The following is a 17,793-nucleotide window of genomic DNA, read 5'->3' as shown; positions in this document are numbered from 1 at the left end:
AGGCCGCCCACGGCCGCCGCCCCGGCTGCGGCCGTCGCCGCCCCGGTCACCGCGCCGATCACCGCCCCGGTCACCGCGCCGATCACCGCGCCGGTCACCGCGCCGATCACCGCGGCCGGGCCGGCCGAGATGCCCGCCGACGACTGGCACCGGGGGCGGCACGCCATGCCGCACCACGCCACCGCCGGGCGTGCGGCCGACCCCGACGGCGTCGGGCCCGCGGTCTACGGCTTCGTCGGCGGCACCGGCGGCGTGGGGATCGGGCACGCGGTCGTCACGCTGACGGCCGGCACGGGGGAGCAGGTCGGCCGCGCCACCACCGACACCGACGGCGGTTTCGAGTTCCACCTGCCGACCGGCGGCACGTTCCTGCTGGTCGTGTCCGCCGGCACGCTGCGGCCCTCGGCGTCGATGGTCGCCGTGGCGGACCGCCCCGTGCGGCACGACGTCACGCTCGGCGGCGGCAGCGAGGTCTCCGGGACCGTGTCGCGGGGCGAGCCCGGCGTCCCGGCCGCCGGGGTGACCGTCACGCTCATCGACGCCCGCGGCGACGTCGCCGGGACCACGCGGACCGACGACGCCGGCCGCTACCGGATCGCCGGGGTCTCCGCCGGCGCGTTCACGCTGGCGGCGGCCGGGTCCGGGGTGCCGGTGGCGACCGCGGTGACCCTCGCCGACGGGGCCCCGCTGGTGCACGACGTCGTCCTGCCGAACCGGGCCGGGCTGCGCGGCACCGTCACCGCCGCGAGCAGCGGGCGGGGCGTGCCCGACGCCGTCGCGACCCTCGTCGCCGCCGACGGCCGCGTCGTCGGCTCGACCACGACGGACGGCGAGGGCGGGTTCGCGTTCGCCGACCTGCCGAGCGGCACCTACACGCTCACCGCGGCCGGGTACGCGCCGGACGTCCAGGTCGTCCGGGTCGACCCCGGCGGGACGACCGACGTCCGGGTCGCGCTCGGCGCGCCCGCTCCGGGCGGGGTGTCGGCACCCTCGGACCGTGCACCCCAGCCCGTCGCGGGCGACTGACGGAGGAACGACGACGGGCCCGGCACCCTCGCGGTGCCGGGCCCGTCGTGTGCCAGCAGGGTGGCGTCTCTCAGACGGTCACTCGACGGTTGCGTCGACCGTCACCGGGACGTTGCCGCGGGTGGCGTTCGAGTACGGGCAGACCTGGTGGGCGGCCTGCACCAGCTCGTCGGCCGTCGCCTGGTCGACCCCGCCGATCTCGGCGTGCAGGGCGACGGTCAGGGCGAAGCCGCCCTGGTCGTTCGGGCCGATGCCGACCTCGGCGGAGACCGAGGAGTCGGTGATGTCGATCTTCTTCTGCCGTGCGACGGCCTTGAGCGCGCTGTGGAAGCAGGCGGAGTAGCCGGCGGCGAAGAGCTGCTCCGGATTGGTGGCGCCGCCCGCGCCACCCATCTCCTTCGGGGTGGCGAGATCGAGGTCGAGGATCCCGTCCGACGACCGGACGTGGCCGTTGCGGGCGTCCCCGCTGGACATGGCGGCGGCGGTGTAGAGCACCTTCACGATCGGCTCCCTCTAGGTAGAACGAACGGTCTTTCCTTGCTGTCGCCGACTCTGGCACGGAAGGCGCAGGAATGCAAGACCGATCGTTCTGTCTGTTACCCTGGCCGCATGCCCGCCCGGCTCGCCGACTCCCCGCCCCACGGCCGAACCCCCGGCCGTTCGGAGGCCCGCGACCGCCTGCTGCGCACCGCGTCCGCCCTGTTCTACGGCGAGGGGATCCGCGCCGTCGGCGTCGACCGGGTGATCGGCGAGGCCGCCGTCACGCGCGCCACCTTCTACCGGCACTTCCCGAGCAAGGACGACCTGGTCGTCGCCTACCTGCGGTCGGTGGACGAGGCCGTCCGGGCCCTCGCCGGATCCGCTCCCGAGGGTGCGCCGCGCCTGCGGGCCGTGATCGGGCAGATGGGGGAGCAGGCCTGTGCGGCCGGGTTCCGCGGGTGCGCGTTCATCAACGCGGCCGCCGAGTACCCGGACCCCGACAGCCCCGTGCACCGCGCGGTCGCCGAGCACCGGCAGTGGCTGACCGCACTCTTCGTGCGCGAGCTCGGGGTGGCCGGGCACCCGGACCCGGAACAGGCCGCGGCGCACCTGATGATGCTGCGGGACGGCGCCATGGTCGCCGGCTATCTCGCCGACGCGGGGCGGGCGCGGGAGACCCTGGCGCGGGGGCTCGAGGATCTGCTGGCCCAGCCCTGAACCCCGGCGGCGGGTCCGGCGGTCGACGGGACGGACCACTGGCTACGGAGTCGGCTCAGCCCCCGTGCACCCATTCCCCGGCGATGAGCGTCCCGCGCACGGCAGCGGCCGAGGGGGTGGCGAGGGCCGAGGCCAGGGGGCGGTGCAGCAGGACGAGGTCGGCGGCGACGCCCGGCCGCACGGTCCTGGGTGGGCCGCCGGGGTCGTCGGGAGCGGCGAGGTAGGCGTCGAGCGCCTGCCGGGTCCCGACGGACTCGTCGGGACCGAGAGCCGTGCCGTCGGGTGTGCGCCGGGTTGTCGCCGCGGCGATCACCGCCCACGGGTCGACCGGGCCGTAGGGGGCGTCCGAGGAGAGCGCGACCGGCACCCCGGCGCCGAGCAGGCTGCGACACCGGTAGAGATCGGCGTGCTCCTCCTCGGGCAGCTCCCGCCGGAAGAGATCGCCGCGGTCGGCCAGGAACCCCGGCTGCGTGACGACGGCGAGTCCCCGCAGCGCCGGGACCAGCTCCTCGGGCACCAGGGCTGCGTGCTCGACCCGGTCCGCGGGGTGCCGCCCCGCCTCGTCGAGCGCGGCCAGCAGCAGGACGAGCGACTCGCGGGTGACGCTGTGCACGGCGACCCCGCGCCCGGCCTCGTGCGCCGCGCGGATCCGGGCCACCAGCTCGTCGTACGGCGGGAGGCCCGAGTCGGCGAGGACGATCTTCAGCGGGCCGGCGGCGGCTCCCGGCGGCGCGACCGCCCCGAGCGGCACACCGAGCAGCGTCACGTGCTGGGGAACCGCTGTGAGGGCCCGGGCGGCGGCCCCGTCGAGGTCGGGCGTCGCGTCCGTCACCGCCGTGACCCCGTAGCCCGCCAGCTCCCGACCGAGCCCGGACAGGTCGGGGAGCGCCGAGCCGGGAAGCCGGGCGCGGAGCCAGTCGTCGGCGCGGAACAGCCGCCCGGTCGGGGTGCCGTCGGCCGCCCGCTCGACGCCGGGATGGTCGAGCGGTCCCAGCGCCGCGAGCGCCCGTGAGTTGAGGACCCACAGCGCCCCGCTGCGGTGCTGGACGCGGACCGGACGCCCGGGGTGGAGGGCGTCGAGCGTGGCGGCGTCGAGGTCGTCGTCCGGGTAGCGCGTGCCGCGGACCCAACCGTGCTCGTCGGCCGGGGCCGCGCCGAGCGCCGCGGCGAGATCGGGTGTCGAGCAGTCGGCCGAGCGTCGGGCCGCGGCCAGCGCGTGCAGGTGGAGGTGGTGGTCGACGAGCCCGGGCAGCACAGCACCCCCGTCGCACTCCACCGCAGGGCCGCCACCCGAGCCGGCCGGCGACAGCGCGATCACCAGGCCGTCCCGCACCCGGACGTCGACGCGGACGCCGTCGACCTCGGCGTCGCGCAGGACGAGGTCGGTCACCGGAGGCCCAGCTCGGCGAGCACGGCCGCGGTGTCGGCGCCGGAGGCCGGTGCGGGTCCGCGCACCGGGCGGGCGCGGGGGGCGGCGACCGGCACCGGACCGGAGACCGTGTCGACCACCCAGCCCGCGCCCTCCCGCCGGGCGCTCCCGCCGGGGCTGCCGTCGAGCGTCCCGCCGACGACCTCGGTCATCGCGACGTCGTGCAGCACGCCCGGCGCCGTGAGGGCCAGGGCGGCGGCGGTCAGCCCGGTCAGCGGGTCGGCGATCGCGTCGCCGGCGAACACCGGGAGGCCCTCGGCGTCGCGGGCGACGAGCCCGGCCGAGGCCGCGACGTCGTCGCCGAACCCGATCCGGTTCGACGCCCGGCCCGCCGCGGTGATCGAGATCCAGGTCGCGCCGCGCGCGACCGCGGCCTCGGCGTCGAGGCCGAAGCCGCGCAGGGCCCGCGGCCTCGATGCCTCGATCACCACGTCGGCCGCCTCGACCAGCGCGGCGAGCGCCCGACGGCCGTCCGGCCCGGACGGGTCGAGCACCACCGACCGCTCGCCGGCGTGCAGGAGCGCGTGGAACCGCGGCTCGCCGCGGCGCGCCCCGTCCGGCCGCGCCGGCGTCTCGACCGTGACCACCCGCGCCCCGGCCCGTCTGAGCAGGTGCGCGCACAACGGCCCCGCCCACAGGGCCCCGAACGACACGACGAGCAGGCCCGACACCGACCGCGGGACGCCGACCGCCCGCGTGCCGCCCGCGACCTCACGGATCGGCGCCGCCGCGACCCCGAGCAGCTCGGCGCGCTCGGCGAGGTCGTGCGCCGGCATCCGGGCCAGCGCGGCGGTGAGCAGCGGCCACGGGTCGTCGTCGGGCAACGGGTGCTCGACGAGAGCGCCGAGCAGCGCGGGATCGTCCGGCCGGGCGCACGAGACGGCGGCCCAGCCGTCGGCGACCGGCAGGAGCCGGCAGCTCCCGCCCGCCGACACCCGGCCCCTGCGCCGGTGCCCGGTGAACGCGGCGCGCTCGGCGAGCAGGGCGGCTCCGTCGACGCCGACGAGGGACCCCAGCTCGGCCGCGACCGAGGCCGCGCGGCCCGGCGGCACCAGGGGCGGCCCGTCGGCGTGACCGGTCAGCGGCACGACACCCGAGGCCGCCCAGTCCGCCGCGGCGTCGGTCCCCACGGCAGCACCCTAACCGCCGGTAGCCTGGCCTCCTCATGACGCCGCGCACGGTCCGCCCCGCCGATCTCGCCCACCAGGCGCCGCTGCTCGACGCGGACGCCCGCGTCGACGGCCCGCTGCTGGGCGTCGACCTCTCCGGCCCGCCGACCGACGTCGAACGGCTCGCCCGCATCGCCGAGGAGTCCGACCGGATCCTGGTCGGGGTGGGGGAGCCCGGCCCCGGCTGGGCCCCGCTGGTCCGGGCCCTGGCGCTCACGCTGGTGCCGGCCGGCCGGGACGCCGGACCGGAGCTCGTCGGCGTCGGCGACCCCGCGACGGCGCTGGCCGACCTGCACACCGCGGTCGAGGCGAACCCGCAGGCCGCGACCGTCCTGGCCGGGCTGCTGCGCTGGTCCGGCGCGCTGTCGGTGCCCGCCGCGCTCGACGCCGAGTCCTTCGCCTACTCCACCCTGCTCGGCGGGCCGGAGTTCCGGGCGTGGCTCGACCGCCGCGGCCCGCGCCCCCTGCCGCCGCCCGTCGACGAGCCGGTGCGGGTCGCCCGGGCGGGCCGCGTCCTGCACCTCACGCTCAACCGGCCCGAGCGGCGCAACGCGTACGGCCGGCAGCTGCGCGACGCCCTCGTCGGTGGGCTCGACCTGGCCCTGCTGGACCCGGACGTCGAGCAGGTGGTGATCGACGGGGAGGGCCCGGCCTTCTGCGCGGGCGGCGACCTCGACGAGTTCGGCACCGCCCCCGACCTCGCCACCGCGCACCTGGTCCGGACCCGCGCGGGCGCCGCCCGGCCCGTGCACGCGCTGGGCGAGCGCGTCGAGGTCCGCCTGCACGGGCCCTGTGTGGGCGCGGGCATCGAGGTGCCGGCCTTCGCGGGCCACGTCGTGGCCGCGGCGGACACGACCGTCCGGCTGCCCGAGGTCGGGATGGGACTGATCCCGGGGGCCGGGGGCACGGTGAGCCTGCCGCGGCGGATCGGCCGGTGGCGCACCCTGTACCTGGCCCTGTCGGGCGCGTCGTGCGACGCGTCGACGGCGCTGCGGTGGGGCCTCGTCGACGCCGTCGCCGGGCAGTGCCAGGCTGACGCCCATGAGCCGTGACGACAACGGACCGGACGTCGACTCCGACCAGCTGGAACCCGAGGACACGCTGGACTACCGGGGGGTGGCGGACGTGCTCGACGAGGGCTACTCCCCGCCGGAACGTCCGTGGGCCGTCGACGACTACGGGATCACCCCCTCCGAGGAGCACACCGGCGAGGACCTGGACCACCGGCTCGCCCGCGAGGTGCCCGAGAACTGGGGCAACGACGACGAGGACGCCGACTGGGAGTCCGACACCTCCGACACGGACGGCGAGCTGCGCGACGACCAGGTCGGCGACCTGCGCGCCGGGCGGCTCGTCGACGCCCAGGAGGGCGGGGTCTCGGACACGGACACGGACGCGTGGGCCCGCGACGTCGGCATCGACGGTGCCGGCGCCTCCGCAGAGGAGGCCGCGGTCCACGTCGTGAACGAGGAGTAGGCGCCGTTAACGCCCGCGGTCCGATGATCGTGGTCGGGCCGTGAGCGAACCGTCGTCGACAGTCGGGGCCTGAACCGTGCCCCGCTGGATCCTGCCCCTCGTCGTGCTCAGCGACCTGCTCGTGCTGGGCGTGCTCTACGCGGTCCTCGGCTGGCCCGGGCTGCTCTTCGGAGTGCCCGTGCTGGTCGGGACGGTGATCGCGCTGGTGGTGCTCCGGCTCGTGACCGCCCCGCACCGGCGCCTGCTGGCGGACCTGCGGGCCGTCGGTGTCGGCGGGCCCGGGCGATATCGGCACGGCTCGCCCGGGCCGTACCGGCACGGCTCCCCCGGCGGAACCGAGGATCCGTTCTGGGGGTGGCCGAGCGACCGACCGACGGGCGCGGACGACTCCTGCGACGACCGGGACCACCGGCACGGCGTGGACCACTCGTGTGGCGGCTCGTGGACCTCGGAGCCCGGCTGGGGCGGGCCGGAGCCGAGCTGGTCGGGCTCCGGGGCCGACTCGGGCTGGTCGGGCGCGGACTCGTCGTCGGGCTCCTCCTCCGACTCCTCGTCCAACTCCTCCTCGGACTCGGGCTCCTCGTCGTCGTCCTCCTCCTCGGACTGAAGTCGGCGCAGACCGCGGTCACGGGCCGGGATCGGGCGGCTCGACGAGACGGTGCCGGTAGGCCAGGGCCACCAGCTGGGCGCGGTCGCGGGCGCCGAGCTTGGTCATGGCGCGGCTGACGTGGGTCTTGGCGGTGGCATGGCTGATAGTGAGCTCGTCGGCGATCTCGGTGTTGCTCAGGCCGTGCGCGACGAGGGCGACGATCTGCCGCTCGCGGGCGGTGAGCTGAGCCAGCGCGGCGGGGTCGAGTCTCGGCGACGCGGTCCGCGAGGTGAGCCGGGCGATCAGCCGCCGGGTCAGCCCCGGGGACAGGAGCGCTTCGCCACCGGCGACGACCCGGATGCCGCGCAGCAGCTGGGCGGGCTCGGTGTTCTTGATCAGGAAGCCGGCGGCGCCGGCAGCGAGGGCGTCGACGACGTACTCGTCGTGGTCGAAGGTCGTGAGGATGAGTACGTGGACGTCGGCGAGGTCGGGATCGGCGGCGATCTCCCGGGTGGCGGCCAGCCCGTCGACCCCCGGCATCCGGATGTCCATGAGCACGACGTGCGGGCGGGTCCGCCGGGTCAGCTCCACCGCGGTGGCCCCGTCGCCGGCCTCGCCGACCACGACCATGCCGGGCTCGGTGTCGACGAGGACGCGGAAACCGCCGCGCACGAGGGCCTCGTCGTCGGCGATGAGCACCCGGACGGGTTCGGCCGCCGGATCGACCGGGAGCTGCTCGGACGTCATCGCGGACCCGGGACGGGCAGCTCGGCGCACACCTCGAAGCCACCGTCGGGGTGCGGGGCCGCGGTGAGGCGACCGGACAGCGCGCGGGCCCGCTCGCGCATCCCGTCGATGCCGTGCCCGCCCGGGGGGTCCGCGGCGGTCGTGCGCCCGTCGTCGCGGATCCGGATGAGCAGCCACGACGGTCGGTAGGTCAGGGTCACCCGGACGGTGCGGGCGCCGGCGTGTCGGATCACGTTGGTGAGCGCCTCCTGGACGATCCGGTAGGCGGCCAGGTCGACGGCCACGGGCAGGGGCCGCGGCTGCCCGTCGACCTCCTGCTCCACACGCAGACCTGCGGCGCCGGCCGTGTCGAGGAGATCGGTGAGCCGGTCGAGCCCGCCCCGGGGCGTCCGCGGTTCCCCGGACGAGGTGTCCGCGCGCAGGATGCCGAGGATCGTCCGGACGTCGGTCAGGCCGTCGTCGCAGATCGTCTTGATCGCGGCGAGCGCCTCGCGGGCCTGCCCCGGGCGCTGGTCGGCGACGTGGAGGCCGACCCCGGCCTGCACGCTGACGGTGGCCATGGTGTGGCCGACGACGTCGTGCAGCTCGCGGGCGATGCGCAGCCGTTCCTCGGCGGCGAGCCGGCGCGCCCGCTCCTCGCGGGCCTGGGTCTCGCGGGCGTGCTGGGCGCGGGTGGCGGCGAGCACCGCGCGGTGGTACCCGACGGCCGCGCCGGCGCTGCTCGCGGTGGCAGCCAGCAGCACCGCGTCGGGGACCACGCCGACGGTCTCGGTGTCGCCGAGCACGACCCGGATCGCGACGATCTGGACCACCGCGGCGACCGCGGCGCCCGCGAGGCCCCACCGCCAGCCCCGGAGGGCCGCGAGGGTGTAGCAGCCGATCAGCGGGGCCAGCGCGACCAGGAGTCCGGGGTAGGGGACGAGGAACCAGAGGAGGGGGATCGCCACGAGCACGGCCAGGGCCACGACGGGGTGGCGGCGGCGCACGGCGACCGCGCCGGCGACCGCGACGGCCAGCGCCGCCGCTCCGGCGTCGAGCGGGCGGGCGTCGGCCACGGCCGGACCGATCCCGGCGGCCGCGGCGGCGAGGAGCCCCAGCGCCACACAGACCCCGAATCCCGCGTCGACCGCGAGCGGTGACCGCAGGCCGCGACGCACCCGCTCACCCCTGATGTCGACCATCCGCCCGCCCTCGATCCGGCCACCCGTCGCACCGTCCATGGTCGCCGGTGCCGCCCCGGGAGCGCATCCACCGCGAGCGGTGTCCCTGCGCTACGCCCGGGGTCGTACGTCGTCTACCACCCGCGGCCGACCGTGCGGCCCCGGGACGAGCCGAAAGTGCCGACCCTCGTCCGACGCGCAGGCGCCGGCCCGGCGCCCACGCTGCACACCACCGGCCGGGACAGACGAGGCCGGCAGGCGCAACCGAAGGGATCCGCGATGTCCGTCGACCACCTGCTCGCCGTCCACCTCTCGCTCGCCGTCGGCGGCTACGAGATCGGCGCGGGACGGACCGTGCCCACCGTCGCCGCCGTGCTGGCGTTGACCGGTGTGGTCCTCGGTGGGCTGGCACTGGCCCGCCCCACCGGTCGCATCGGCCCCGTCGGCAGGCGGGGTGCGGCCGTCGTCGGCCTGGTGCTCGGGCTGGTCGGCGCGGTCGTCGGCGGGCTGCACGCGGCCAACTCCGCCGGTGGCCTCGGCACCGGAAACGGGCTGGCCGGGGCCGTCGCGGCCGTGGTGCTGGGGCTGATCGGAACGGTCGTCGCCGGTCTGGCGCTGGCTCGCTCCCGCCGCACCGTCTGACCCCGCCACGACGCCGGCGCCGTGGTCAGACGGGCACGACCGCGGTGGCGGCACGGGAACGTGTCGCCACCAACCGCCGTCGGAACGAGTCCGTGTCGCTGTGCACCGGGCTGGTGCGGTGCACGAAGTCGAGGAGCACCTCGGCGAAGCGTGCCGGGTGCTCGGAGTGCGGGAAGTGCCCGGCGCGCTCGAAGACCTCGAGCCGGCTGGCCGGGAGCCGGTCGTGCGCGGCGAGCGTGTGGGCGACGGGGATGACGGTGTCGTCGGTGCCGGCGACGAGCAGGACCGGGAGGTCGGCGAGCAGGTAGAGCCGGCCCGTCCCGTCGAGGCGCTGGCCGGACCAGTTCAGCGCGCTCCGCACGGTGTGGATGAAGGCGTCCCGCGCACCGTCGTCGGCGAAGGAGGCCAGGGCGCAGACCAGTTCCTCAAGGTCCGCGTGCGGTACCCCCGGCACGAGCCGGACGGCCCGGCGCGCGAGCCCGGCGATCCGGCGCGGGGTGAGCGTGTGCACGGCCTTCAGGACGGCGGCGGCGCCCGGCAGGCTCGCGGCGCGCAGGGCGATGCTGACGTCCGGGCCGAGGCCGCCGCTGGCGTCGAGGACGAGCCGCTCGGTGAGCTCGGGGAACTGGTAGGCGAACTGCATCGCGACACCCCCGCCGAAGGAGTGCCCGACCACGGTGGCGCGGTCCAGGCTAAGGGCGAGCAGGAGATCGCGCAGGCCGGCCGCGTAGGCGCCGAGGGAGTAGTCGCCGGTCCGGGGCTTCGCCGACTCGCCGTGGCCGAGCAGGTCCGGTGCGATGACGTGCGCGTGGCGTCCGAGCAGGGGCAGCACGGGCAGCCAGGTGGCCGAGCTGCTCGCCAGCCCGTGCAGGAGCACGACGGTCGGGCCGCCGCTGCGCCGTCCGGTCTCGAGGTAGGTCACGCGCTGGTCGTGGAGGACGATCTCGCGGCGGGCGACGGCGGCGGGTGCGGTCGAGCGGGAGCGGCGGTGGAGCCGGTGGGCTCGGGGCGGCACGCCGGGCGTGGGACCCCGTCGGGGGAGCTGGCTCATCTCGTCCTTCGGTGGCGGAGCCGTCGGGACGGCGTCGTCCACCTCGGCGTCGGTGTAGCGGGAGCGCCGGGGGCATAGCCCGATCCCGTGATCGATAGTCGGGCCGCCGCTGTCGGGGGCGTCACATGCCGCGTCCGCGGCCGAGGCCCCGCCGCGCCCGGAGCGGGACCCGGCGCCTACCGGTGCCGACGCCCGTGCAGCCGGGCGAGCAGCCGCCACGCCGGACGCTGCACGAGATCGGGGACGCCGTGCAGGGCGAAGGGCAGGCCGTGCCGCACGTTGATCGCCGCCAGCTCCCCGAGCGGCGGGAACCGGCCGCCTCCCGCCAGCGCGCGGAACTGCCCCTCCAGGGGGCCGGCCGGCGTCTCGCGCATCCGGATCCTGGCCGGCTCCCCGAAGGGGTTGGCGAACGCGTGGACCACGGTGGGCGGGACCGTCACGCTCTCCCCGGTCCGCAGCTCGCGGGTCTCCGTCCCGACGACGACCCGCAGCCGTCCCTCCAGCACGGTGAAGGCCTCGGTCTGGGCGAGGTGCCGGTGGCGCGGCGGGCCGCTCAGTCCCGGAGGGAGGAGCGCGTCGACCTCGAACAGCGCGCCGGCGTTGTCCCGGCCCGAGGCGCGGATGCAGACGGTCTCCCCGGTGGGCAGCCGGAGGACGGAGGACGGCGTGCCGGGCTCGGACATGGCGGGCTCCTAGTGGGTCGGATCGGCCGACCGGGGACGTCGCTCGTCCGTCGCGCCGGCCGGCGCCGCCGCCCGGACCTGCCGCAGGAGCGCGACGAAGGCGAGGCCCGCCGTCACGGCGCCACCGATGAGGCGGACCCGGTGCCCGGCGACGAACTCGGCCGCGACGCGGCGCAGCTCCTCGGCGGAGTGGGTGCCGACCGGGTCCACGAACATGATCTCGTTGCGTGGCCAGAAGAACAGCACGGAGAACAGGAACTCGCAGGCGACGAACACGGCGGCGGCCCCGACGACCCACCACCGCAGCCGCCGGTCCCGCCAGGTCAGCACGACCGTGACGAGACCGGTCACCACCACCGCGGCGCCGAGCGGGGGGAAGTAGTCGGCCGGACCGCCGGCGACGAGGAACTCCCGCGCCCGGTCCAGCGACGCGGGCGGGTCGGCGAAGATGTTCGGGTAGAGCATCACGGTCTCGGCGGCCACGCCCCCGAAGGACAGCAGCGCCGCCCACACGAGGACGATGAGTGCCGTCGTCGTGACGGTCGTGCGGGACATGGGGTCCTCCTCCGCTGGTGAGTGCCGGGCGGATCGCCCGGAGCGGTGGGGACGCTAGGTCCGGGTGCAGGCCAGGGTCTGCCGCTCCATCGCGCGACCGGGTGTCGCTTCTCGACGTAGGCGGCGCCCGGGATCGTCGCCTCCGGGCGTCTGCGGCGGCGCCGTGCTCGGCTCTACTCTCGACGATCGTGCAGGCCGTCCGTCCCACCCGCGTCGAGGCGCTCCTCGGAGTCGCGGTGTTCTGCCTGGTCGCGGTCGCCGTCGTCGGGGACGCGGGCCCGGACGGCCGGTCGGTCGCCGGCACCGTGACCGCGTTCGCGTTCGCGGTGGGGTTCGGTGCCCTGCTGCCGGCCGCCCGGGCGTGGCCGGTCCCGGTGCTGCTCGTGACGGCGGTCGGCATCGTCGTCTACTACGTGCTGGACCTGCCGCCGATCGGCCTGGCCGCGCCGCTCGCGGCCGCGCTGTTCGTGGCCGCGGAGCGCGGGCACCTCGTGTGGGCCGCGGGCGTGGCCGGGTGCCTGCTCGCCGCGTCGATCGGCGTGCGGCTGGCCGAGGGCGACGACCCGGCGATCGTCCTCGGCCTCCAGCTCGGCTCCGAGGCGGCACTCGTGCTCGCGGTCGTCGCCCTCGGCGACGCCGTCCGCAGCAGGCGGGCGCTGCGCGCCGAGCTCGCGCGCCAGGCGGGCGTCGCGGAGGAGGAGCGTCGCCGCGAGGCCGCCCGGCAGGTCGACGCCGAACGCGTGCGCATCGCGCGCGAGCTGCACGACACGCTCGGGCACACGATGTCCGTGGTCACGCTCCAGGCGGCGGTCGGGGAGGAGGCCCTCGCCGACGGCAAGCCCGCCGACGCGCAGGCCGCGCTGGCCGCCATCCGCGCCGCCGGGGCGGGCGCGATGACCGAGCTGCGCGCCACCCTCGGGACCCTGCGCCGGGACACCGGCGCTCCCGAGCCCGCGGCGGGCCTCGACCGGCTCCCGGCGCTGGTCGACGGCGTGCGCAGCAGCGGGCTGCCGGTCGAGCTCCGCGTCGACGGGGACACCGCCGCGCTCCCCGCGGTCGTCGCCACCACCGCCTACCGCGTGGTCCAGGAGGCGCTCACCAACGTGCTGCGGCACGCCGGGGCCACCCGCGCCACCGTGACCGTCGAGGCGGCCGGCGGGCGGCTGCGGGTGGAGGTCGTCGACGACGGGTGCGGCGCACCCGGGGGCCGGGTCGCCGTCGAGCCCGGCCACGGCCTGCACGGCATGACCGAGCGGGTCGCGCTGCTCGGCGGCGAGGTCCGGGTCGGCGACGCCGAGGGCGGCGGCTTCCGCGTCCGTGCCTGCCTCCCGGTCGGCAGGGCGGGCGGGTGAGCGCCGTGCGCCCCGTGCGCGTCGTCCTCGTCGACGACCAGCACCTCGTCCGCGCGGGCCTGCGCGGTCTCCTGGAGCGCGACCCCGACATCGCCGTCGTCGGCGAGGCGGGCGACGGCGCGACCGGGCTCGCCGTCGTGCGGACCGCGCGGCCGGACGTCGTCCTCATGGACGTGCGCATGCCCGGTACCGACGGGCTCCGGGCCACCCGCCGCATCCTGGCCGACCCGGCGCTCGACCGGGTCCGCGTCGTCATGCTCACGACGTTCGACGACGACGAGTACCTGTTCGAGGCCATCCGTGCCGGTGCGGCGGGGTTCCTGCTCAAGGACACGCGGCCCGACGCCCTCCGCGACGCCGTGCACACCGTCGCCGGCGGGGACGCCTTGCTCTCGCCCGCCGTCACGCACCGGGTCCTCGCCGCGGCGGCCCGGGCCGCCACGCCCGTCCCCGACCGGATCGCCTGCCTCACCGCGCGCGAGCGGGACGTCCTGGAGCAGGTCGGCCGGGGCCGGTCGAACGCCGAGGTCGGCGCCGCGCTGTTCCTGAGCCCGGAGACCGCGCGGACCTACGTCAGCCGGCTCCTCGCCAAGCTGGGCGCCCGCGACCGGTCGCAGCTCGTCGTCATCGCCTACGAGAGCGGCCTCGTCCGCCCCGGCGAACCCTGACCCGTGGCGGCGACCGTCGACAGCCCGACGGATCCGTCAGGCGCTGTCCCGCTCCACCACGCGGGCGGGGAAGCGGCGCACCGCGTGCCCCGGGTCCCACCGCCCCTCGATCGCCGAGAGGACGACCCCGGCGAGCGGGGTGTCGCCGCCGGAGAGGTCGCCGGCGACCGAGGTCAGGCGCGGGCGGAGCAGGTCGCAGAACGGGTCGTCGTCCATCCCGATCACGGCGACCCGGCCGGGCACGTCGATCCCGGCGTCGACGAGGGCGCCGAGCAGGAGTCCGGCGTGCCGGTCGGTCGGCCCGACGACGCCGTCGGGCATCCAGCCCCGCCGCCACTCGTCGACGACCCGGCCGGCGGCGTCGACCTCCGGCCGCATGGGCACGTAGCGGGCCTCGAGCCCGCGCTCGGCCGCCGTCGCCAGCACCTCGGCGATCCGGTTGCCCAGCACCAGGTCCGCGGCCCGGTCGTCGTACGAGCCGAGGACGGCGATCCGCCGGCAGCCGCGGTCGGCGAGGCGCGTGACGGCGACGCGGCCGAGCTCGCCGTCGTCGAACACCACGGTGGCGGTGAGCTCCGACGACTGCCTGCCCAGCGCGACCGGCACCGTGCCGGCCTCGGCGAGCATCGCGACGCTCTCCTCGGTGAACCGGTCGAGCGTCGCGACGACGGCCGCGGGCCGCAGCGCCAGCCACGCCCGGGCGGCCGCGAGCCCGCTGACGGTGGGGTCGCCGTGGATGAGGAAGGTGTAGCCCGCCTTGCGCACCTCGGACGCGATCCGGACCAGGCCGAAGAAGGGCAGCCGGTCGCTCATGATCGAGCTGCCGTCGACGTGCCCGACGACGAGGTCGCTGCGCCCGCGCCGCAGCGACCGCGCGCTGACGTGCGGGACGTACCGCAGCGCCTCGGCGGCGGCGAGCACCTTGGCGCGCGTCTGCTCCGGGATCCGGGCGCCGGGCGTCCGGTTGAGCACGTAGGAGGCGGTCGCCCGGGACACACCCGCCTGCCGGGCGACGTCGCTCATCGTCGCCGCTCGAGGTCCCGCGTGTGTTCCGTTCGGACCGGTCGTGCCGTCCACCTGGTCGATCCTGCCAGCCACCACTCCGCCACGATCAGGTTCAGCACCCATGACGCCCAGACGGAGACACCGAGGGCCTGCGCGATCACGGTGGGTGCACCGTCGGCGCCCGAGAGGGCGCCGGGGGCGTACACCGCCAGGCAGATCGGTGACCACACGCGATTGGCCACGATGGACCACGTCAGGGCGACGCTGCGCACCATCCAGGCCCGGTGCTGTGCGTACCGGCGCCGGCGGGCGGCCCGGTACCCCAGCACACCGGTGACCAGCCAGAGCACGCCGAGCGCGGTGTTGCCCGCCTGCTGCACCGGCCCCATCTCGCCGAACGGGGCGACCGTCAGGACCGCGAGCGCTCCCGGCAGCACCCCGGCGAACAGGTACAGCCGCCCGCTCCACCGGTGCACGCGCGGGTGCGTGCGGCGCAGCCACGGCCACACCTGCAGCACGCTGGTCAGCAGCGCGACGGAACCGAAGGCGATGTGCGCCACCAGCATCGGGTAGAAGTGCGGCAGCTCCGGCTGGGGCGGGACGCGGGACCGCGCCGGGTCGAGGTCGACGTACGGCGGCAGGGCGGTGACGAGGAACAGGACGGCCAGGAGTCCGAGCGGCAGGACCCACGGCCGGCGCCAGAAGGTGCGCGACGGGGAGGGATGGGACGGCGGCGGGCTCGACGGCGGCGGGGGCGGCGTGGTGGTGGTCGGTGCGGCCATGCCCCGATGCTTCGGCGCCGCGGCGGGCCGGGGCAGCCGACCGGCCCCCGGATCCGTGGTGGGGAGATCCGGAGGATCCGCAGCTCGACGGGGGTCGTGAGTGGTGAGTGCCGCTCTAGGGGCAGTCGCCACTCACGGGGGAGCGGTGGTGCCCCGGACGACCAGCTCGGGGGTCAGCTCGGTCTCGCCGGGCGCGAGGTCGGGGTCGTCGAGGCGGGCGGCGGCGGCGCGGACGGCGTGCCGGGCGAGCAGGCCGGCGTCCTGCCGGACCGTCGTGAGGTCGACGTGGGAGAGGCGGGCGAGCCGGTCGTCGTTGTAGCCCACCACCGAGACCCGCCCCGGGACGTCGATCCCGTTGCGGCGCAACGTGTCCAGCAGCCCGAGCGCGCATCGGTCGTTGGCGGCGAGGACCGCGGTCGGCAGCTCCGGGTCGGCGAGCAGGGCCTGCGCGGCCGCGATCCCGGCGTCCTCGTGGTAGGCGCCGGGCAGCACCCGCGCGCGGGCGCCGAGTCCGTGGGCCGCCATGGCGTCGAGGTAGCCGGTCCGGCGGGCGGCGGCGTTGGGGCCGGTGCCGCCGTCGACGTGCACGATCGCGCGGTGGCCCAGGCCGACCAGATGGTCGACCGCCTGCCGGACGCCTTCGGCGTCGGCGCTGTGCACGCTGTCGAGCCCCGGTGCGGCCCGCCCGACCACCACGGCGACGGTGCGGGCGCCGAGCTCGGCGAGGAAGGCGTCGTCGACGTCCGGTCCGAGCAGGACGATCGCCTCGCAGCGGTGGGCGAGCAGGCCCTCGACCGCCGTCGCCTCGTCACGGCCCGGGGTGCGCGCCGAGAGCAGCACCTCGTAGCCGAGCCGCTCGGCCTCCGGGTAGATGGCCTCGACGAGGTCGGCCTCGAACGGCTCGCGCACGGTCATCAGCACGCCGAGGGTCCGGCTGCGCCCGCGTGCCAGCAGCCGGGCGGCGCTGTCCGGCCGGTACCCGAGCTCCTCGGCCGCGGCCAGCACCCGGGAGCGGGTCTCGGCGGAGGCCCCGGGCTGGCCGCGGAAGACCAAGGAGACCAGCGCGCGCGAGACGCCCGCGCGGGCGGCGACGTCGACCATCGTCGGCCGGCGGCGCGGCGGGAGGGGCGTGGCCATGGCGGCATCCTCGCAGGTCATGAGCGGGGTCCGACGTGCGGTACGGTCCGTCCACGACTATGTCTTGACATACGCACCTTGCGGTCACCATAGTGTGCCACGGAGCGACTAGAGCGCTCTAGTTCCACGACGAGGGCGTCCGTTCCGGACGCTCGCGCCATCGGCACCGAGGACGACCGGGAGACAGCAGCGTGGCCCCTTCATCGACGATCCGGATCGGCTCCGCGCCCGACTCGTGGGGCGTGTGGTTCCCGTCCGACCCCGAGCAGACCCCCGCCGACCGGTTCCTCTCCGAGGTCTCCGGCGCCGGGTACGAGTGGATCGAGATCGGGCCGTACGGCTACCTCGCCACCGAGCCCGACGAGCTGCGGGACCAGTGCGAGAAGCACGGCCTGAAGATCTCGGCCGGCACCGTCTTCGAGCACCTGCACCGCCCCGACTCGTGGGACGACGTGTGGAAGCAGGTCACGGACGTCGCCGCGCTGACCGCCGCGGTCGGCGGCGAGCACATCGTGGTCATCCCCGACACCTGGCGCGACCACAAGACCGGTGCGCCGCTCGAGGACCGGGTCCTCTCCGACGAGCGCTGGAAGCTCCTCACCGCCGGCATGGACGAGCTGGGTCGCCGCATCCTGGAGGAGTACGGCCTGCACGTGCAGTTCCACAGCCACGCGGACAGCCACGTCGGCCACCAGCACGAGATCGAGCGGTTCCTGGAGAACACGAATCCCGAGTACGTGAACCTGTGCCTCGACACCGGGCACGTCTCGTACTACGGCGGCGACAACGTCGGGCTGATCACGAAGTACCCCGAGCGGATCGGCTACCTGCACCTCAAGCAGGTCGACCCCGCGATCATCGCCCGGGTCGAGGCCGAGGACCTGCCGTTCCCCGAGGCCGTCCGGCTCGGCGCCATGATCGAGCCGCCGCTGGGCGTGCCGGACATGCGCGAGGTGCTCACCGCGGTCGAGGGCCTGGGCCGCGACATCTACGCGATCGTCGAGCAGGACATGTACCCCTGCCCGCCGGACCACCCGCTGCCCATCGCGCGGCGCACGCACACCTACCTCGCCGGCTGCTCGGGCCGGCTCGACATCGGCACCCCGAAGGCCTGAGAGGACGCGA

20 protein-coding genes are annotated in these 17,793 nt (G+C 76.5%); 9 read left to right on the top strand and 11 right to left on the bottom strand.

Going from position 1 to position 17,793, the window contains the following annotated elements; all coding sequences use genetic code 11:
• A partial coding sequence (locus tag AB0B41_RS31775) for a carboxypeptidase-like regulatory domain-containing protein (RefSeq protein ID WP_358209891.1) occupies positions 1–1,026 on the top strand: 1,026 nt, incomplete at its 5' end.
• Between the two features lie 78 nt (positions 1,027–1,104).
• On the opposite strand, the gene AB0B41_RS31770 is transcribed toward AB0B41_RS31775, so the two are convergent.
• Positions 1,105–1,530 (bottom strand): organic hydroperoxide resistance protein, encoded by a 426-nt coding sequence (locus tag AB0B41_RS31770; protein WP_358209893.1) that lies wholly within the window; start codon positions 1,528–1,530, stop codon positions 1,105–1,107.
• Between the two features lie 105 nt (positions 1,531–1,635).
• Here AB0B41_RS31770 and AB0B41_RS31765 point away from each other — a divergent pair, with 105 nt between their 5' ends.
• A complete protein-coding gene (locus tag AB0B41_RS31765; protein ID WP_358209889.1) occupies positions 1,636–2,223 on the top strand; it encodes a TetR/AcrR family transcriptional regulator in 588 nt (195 codons plus the stop codon).
• Positions 2,224–2,278: 55 nt separating this feature from the next.
• Here the strand turns inward: AB0B41_RS31765 and AB0B41_RS31760 are convergent, their stop codons facing one another.
• Together AB0B41_RS31760 and AB0B41_RS31755 are read right to left on the bottom strand one after the other, a co-directional pair.
• The gene (locus tag AB0B41_RS31760) at positions 2,279–3,613 is read right to left on the bottom strand and encodes an amidohydrolase family protein (protein WP_358209887.1); all 1,335 of its coding nucleotides are present in this window, start codon (positions 3,611–3,613) and stop codon (positions 2,279–2,281) included.
• Positions 3,610–4,782: a CoA transferase gene (locus AB0B41_RS31755; protein WP_358209885.1), complete on the bottom strand. Its 1,173-nt coding sequence runs from the start codon at positions 4,780–4,782 to the stop codon at positions 3,610–3,612. The genes AB0B41_RS31760 and AB0B41_RS31755 overlap by 4 nt, the downstream gene beginning before the upstream one ends.
• A 35-nt stretch (positions 4,783–4,817) precedes the next feature.
• On the opposite strand from AB0B41_RS31755, the gene AB0B41_RS31750 reads away from it, so the two are divergent.
• The 3 genes from AB0B41_RS31750 to AB0B41_RS31740 all read left to right on the top strand — a co-directional run bounded on the left by AB0B41_RS31750 (position 4,818) and on the right by AB0B41_RS31740 (position 6,904).
• Entirely contained in the window at positions 4,818–5,873 is a 1,056-nt protein-coding gene (locus tag AB0B41_RS31750; RefSeq protein WP_358209883.1) for an enoyl-CoA hydratase/isomerase family protein, read from the top strand.
• Entirely contained in the window at positions 5,863–6,297 is a 435-nt protein-coding gene (locus AB0B41_RS31745; protein WP_358209881.1) for a DUF5709 domain-containing protein, read from the top strand. The genes AB0B41_RS31750 and AB0B41_RS31745 overlap by 11 nt, the downstream gene beginning before the upstream one ends.
• A 76-nt stretch (positions 6,298–6,373) precedes the next feature.
• Positions 6,374–6,904, top strand: a complete 531-nt coding sequence (locus AB0B41_RS31740; protein WP_358209879.1) for a hypothetical protein — start codon at positions 6,374–6,376, stop codon at positions 6,902–6,904.
• An 18-nt stretch (positions 6,905–6,922) separates the two neighbouring features.
• On the opposite strand, the gene AB0B41_RS31735 is transcribed toward AB0B41_RS31740, so the two are convergent.
• Together AB0B41_RS31735 and AB0B41_RS31730 are read right to left on the bottom strand one after the other, a co-directional pair.
• Positions 6,923–7,633 carry a response regulator transcription factor gene (locus tag AB0B41_RS31735; protein WP_358209877.1) on the bottom strand — a complete coding sequence of 237 codons (711 nt, stop codon included), beginning with the start codon at positions 7,631–7,633 and terminating at the stop codon, positions 6,923–6,925.
• On the bottom strand, positions 7,630–8,853 hold the full coding sequence (locus AB0B41_RS31730) for a sensor histidine kinase (protein WP_358209875.1): 1,224 nt from the start codon (positions 8,851–8,853) through the stop codon (positions 7,630–7,632). The genes AB0B41_RS31735 and AB0B41_RS31730 overlap by 4 nt, the downstream gene beginning before the upstream one ends.
• Before the next feature lie 219 nt (positions 8,854–9,072).
• Here AB0B41_RS31730 and AB0B41_RS31725 point away from each other — a divergent pair, with 219 nt between their 5' ends.
• Positions 9,073–9,435 (top strand): DUF6223 family protein, encoded by a 363-nt coding sequence (locus AB0B41_RS31725; RefSeq protein WP_358209873.1) that lies wholly within the window; start codon positions 9,073–9,075, stop codon positions 9,433–9,435.
• A gap of 25 nt (positions 9,436–9,460) precedes the next feature.
• Here the strand turns inward: AB0B41_RS31725 and AB0B41_RS31720 are convergent, their stop codons facing one another.
• The 3 genes from AB0B41_RS31720 to AB0B41_RS31710 all read right to left on the bottom strand — a co-directional run bounded on the left by AB0B41_RS31720 (position 9,461) and on the right by AB0B41_RS31710 (position 11,724).
• On the bottom strand, positions 9,461–10,486 hold the full coding sequence (locus tag AB0B41_RS31720; RefSeq protein WP_358209871.1) for an alpha/beta fold hydrolase: 1,026 nt from the start codon (positions 10,484–10,486) through the stop codon (positions 9,461–9,463).
• Positions 10,487–10,662: 176 nt separating this feature from the next.
• Positions 10,663–11,169, bottom strand: coding sequence for a cupin domain-containing protein (locus AB0B41_RS31715; protein ID WP_358209869.1), 507 nt, complete (start codon positions 11,167–11,169; stop codon positions 10,663–10,665).
• A 9-nt stretch (positions 11,170–11,178) separates the two neighbouring features.
• The gene (locus AB0B41_RS31710; protein ID WP_358209867.1) at positions 11,179–11,724 is read right to left on the bottom strand and encodes a DUF1772 domain-containing protein; all 546 of its coding nucleotides are present in this window, start codon (positions 11,722–11,724) and stop codon (positions 11,179–11,181) included.
• A gap of 188 nt (positions 11,725–11,912) precedes the next feature.
• Between AB0B41_RS31710 and AB0B41_RS31705 the strand changes: the two genes are divergently transcribed.
• Both AB0B41_RS31705 and AB0B41_RS31700 read left to right on the top strand, forming a co-directional pair.
• Positions 11,913–13,076, top strand: coding sequence for a sensor histidine kinase (locus tag AB0B41_RS31705; protein WP_358209865.1), 1,164 nt, complete (start codon positions 11,913–11,915; stop codon positions 13,074–13,076).
• On the top strand, positions 13,073–13,744 hold the full coding sequence (locus AB0B41_RS31700; RefSeq protein ID WP_358209863.1) for a response regulator transcription factor: 672 nt from the start codon (positions 13,073–13,075) through the stop codon (positions 13,742–13,744). Before AB0B41_RS31705 ends, AB0B41_RS31700 begins: the two co-directional genes overlap by 4 nt.
• A gap of 36 nt (positions 13,745–13,780) precedes the next feature.
• On the opposite strand, the gene AB0B41_RS31695 is transcribed toward AB0B41_RS31700, so the two are convergent.
• The 3 genes from AB0B41_RS31695 to AB0B41_RS31685 all read right to left on the bottom strand — a co-directional run bounded on the left by AB0B41_RS31695 (position 13,781) and on the right by AB0B41_RS31685 (position 16,668).
• Complete coding sequence (locus tag AB0B41_RS31695) at positions 13,781–14,767, bottom strand: LacI family DNA-binding transcriptional regulator (RefSeq protein ID WP_358209861.1); 987 nt, start codon at positions 14,765–14,767, stop codon at positions 13,781–13,783.
• Positions 14,764–15,531 carry a DUF2306 domain-containing protein gene (locus AB0B41_RS31690; protein WP_358209859.1) on the bottom strand — a complete coding sequence of 256 codons (768 nt, stop codon included), beginning with the start codon at positions 15,529–15,531 and terminating at the stop codon, positions 14,764–14,766. The genes AB0B41_RS31695 and AB0B41_RS31690 overlap by 4 nt, the downstream gene beginning before the upstream one ends.
• A 132-nt stretch (positions 15,532–15,663) precedes the next feature.
• The gene (locus AB0B41_RS31685; RefSeq protein ID WP_358209857.1) at positions 15,664–16,668 is read right to left on the bottom strand and encodes a LacI family DNA-binding transcriptional regulator; all 1,005 of its coding nucleotides are present in this window, start codon (positions 16,666–16,668) and stop codon (positions 15,664–15,666) included.
• A 191-nt stretch (positions 16,669–16,859) separates the two neighbouring features.
• Between AB0B41_RS31685 and AB0B41_RS31680 the strand changes: the two genes are divergently transcribed.
• On the top strand, positions 16,860–17,783 hold the full coding sequence (locus AB0B41_RS31680) for a sugar phosphate isomerase/epimerase (protein ID WP_358209855.1): 924 nt from the start codon (positions 16,860–16,862) through the stop codon (positions 17,781–17,783).
• Positions 17,784–17,793: the final 10 nt, after the last annotated feature.

The organism is Pseudonocardia sp. NPDC049154, assembly GCF_040648315.1.
Classification (GTDB): domain Bacteria; phylum Actinomycetota; class Actinomycetes; order Mycobacteriales; family Pseudonocardiaceae; genus Pseudonocardia.
This window is presented reverse-complemented; position numbering and strand designations above follow the sequence as displayed.